The organism is Oribacterium sp. Sow4_G1_1 (genome assembly GCF_052116105.1).
Lineage (GTDB): Bacteria > Bacillota > Clostridia > Lachnospirales > Lachnospiraceae > Oribacterium.
Map to the genome: position 1 here is coordinate 1 of NZ_JBQKLS010000040.1, position 1,953 is coordinate 1,953.

The following is a 1,953-nucleotide window of genomic DNA, read 5'->3' on the forward strand; positions in this document are numbered from 1 at the left end:
GGTCAGTTGTAAAAGCTAATTCCAGTTTGTAAGACTAAATTCCACCTTGTAGGAGTAAATTCCACGGGGTGGAGTTTTTTTGTGCCGAAAAAGAGCGGAAACGATGGAAAAATCGAAGAAACGCCGCTATACTTACAGAAAAGTCGGAAAAATGCGTATAAAAATGAGAAGTCGAGTTCACATTTTCTTGTTTGGAGTTAGTGAATTCCACCCCTGTTTAGGTGTTATGGGCATCATCGAATGCGTTACGTTCCGGCTTTTTTCTTTTGAAAAGGAAGTTTCTGCTTACGCAGAAACTCTGATCTAAAGTGACTTAAATTTTTGCTTTTTACAAATCCAGGTTCACTGGGCTCTGCCCAGACCCGTCCTCGCCGGAAGCAGGGCAGCAACTCGTTTGCTGCCCATGCGGGAGGATGTGGTTCGTCACTCCGTCAAGAGCTGCCCGGGCACGCAGCGCCCAGCGTACTGTCTCTTGACTTCGTTCCTACCTTTAAGTTTTCTTAATTATGACGCTTGAGTAATGACGGCTTCAAAACGATGTCGTTTGGAGCAATCACAGAAAAACGGAATTTTTCCAAAGGTGTTTTTCCGTAATAAAACTCCATCAGAGCGTACGGAGGTTTGTTTCCAAGCTCAGGACGACTGTATGAATTGATGTGGTTCATCATCAGGTCAATCTGGTCTTGCGAATAGGGACCGATATCAGTGCCTTTCGGTATGACTCTCCGAATAAACTCATGGTTGTTCTCGCACGCACCCTTTTCGTTCGGTGCAGAAGGATTGCAGTAAAACACCCTTGAGCGGAGCTCGCCATCTGGACCGTATTCCAATGCAGTAGGGTTTGAGAATTCACTGCCGTTATCCGCTAACAGGACAGGAAACAGCTGCATGTATAGTTCTTTGCCCAGCTTTTCGTACAGGTCGTTGAAGATCTCAATAACAGAGAATGAGTCATTTGCATCTCTGCGAAAAGCGAGTTGGAACTTCTGGCGGACGAAATGAATCGTCAGAAGTACGGCTCCGCCTTTTACTCCTTCAACGGAATCCAACTCTACGATAGGCAGTTCAGGATGCTCAAAGTGATAGATTTTGAAGTCCTCGTAGGTCCGCCCCACCCGACAGGCCTTGTCGACCTTTAATGGAACAGATGTCGCCTTACGAGGTCTGAATCTTACCTTCCGTGGAAGATCGATGTTTCTTGCCCCAAAAACTCCACCGTCAACATACCGGTATATCGTCTTTGAACAGCGCGGAATCCGATCAGCGTTATTCGCCATGACATGATGAATGGACTGGCCGTTCTTCAGTAAAGGGCTGAGGACAGCGTCTAACTGATGCATCTCCTGTTTTGTGAGGTTAAAGCCAGATCTTGATTCGCTTCGTACAAGCTCATACTCACGCTGAGCGTCATGAGCTATGTAGAGATGCTTTTCAAGCGTGCACGCATTCCGCTTAGGGCAGCCGTTACATACATACGGTGGCTTTTTGAGAAAAGAACATTCTTCCTTTACATAGTCAGGGCAAACGGTAGTACACTTGCCGCAAAGACTGCAGGTTTTCTTTTGCTTACGTGTGCACTCATCGCAAAGATCACCAGAATAGTGACAGTGGAATCTGTGGACGCAGTCGTTGAAGTTTCTGTACGGTGCGCCTTTCTTTACGAAACAAATGTGATTTCGAACTTCCTTGGAAATGGTGGTGCAGTCCTTCCTGACAAGGGCACCTATCTCCTTAAAGCTGGATCTGTTATTGAGCTCCTGCTCAATAACGCACCGGTCTGCCAGGACGAGATGTTTATTCTTGCTCATATGTTCCTCCAATGGAGCCGGAGGGAATGCATCGATGAACCTGCAAAGAATAGCATTTGGAATTACTTAATTCCACTATGGCATTTGGAATAAGTAAGTTCCATCTTTGGAAGAAGAGGGGTGGAAGTTAGTTTGACAAGTCACT

At 46.0% G+C, this 1,953-nt stretch carries 2 protein-coding genes; one reads left to right on the forward strand and one right to left on the reverse strand.

Annotated elements, in window-relative coordinates:
* Nucleotides 1-103: 103 nt before the first annotated feature.
* The gene (locus tag ACTQ52_RS12255; RefSeq protein WP_441982782.1) at nt 104-307 is read left to right on the forward strand and encodes a hypothetical protein; all 204 of its coding nucleotides are present in this window, start codon (nt 104-106) and stop codon (nt 305-307) included.
* A 193-nt stretch (nt 308-500) separates the two neighbouring features.
* Here ACTQ52_RS12255 and ACTQ52_RS12260 read toward each other — a convergent pair whose 3' ends face one another.
* Entirely contained in the window at nt 501-1,808 is a 1,308-nt protein-coding gene (locus ACTQ52_RS12260; protein WP_441982783.1) for an IS30 family transposase, read from the reverse strand.
* Nucleotides 1,809-1,953: the final 145 nt, after the last annotated feature.

Coding starts and splice junctions, on each gene's coding strand:
- ACTQ52_RS12255 (WP_441982782.1), top strand. CDS start 104: ATGGAAAAATCGAAGAAACGCCGCTATACTTACAGAAAAGTCGGAAAA.
- ACTQ52_RS12260 (WP_441982783.1), bottom strand. CDS start 1,808: ATGAGCAAGAATAAACATCTCGTCCTGGCAGACCGGTGCGTTATTGAG.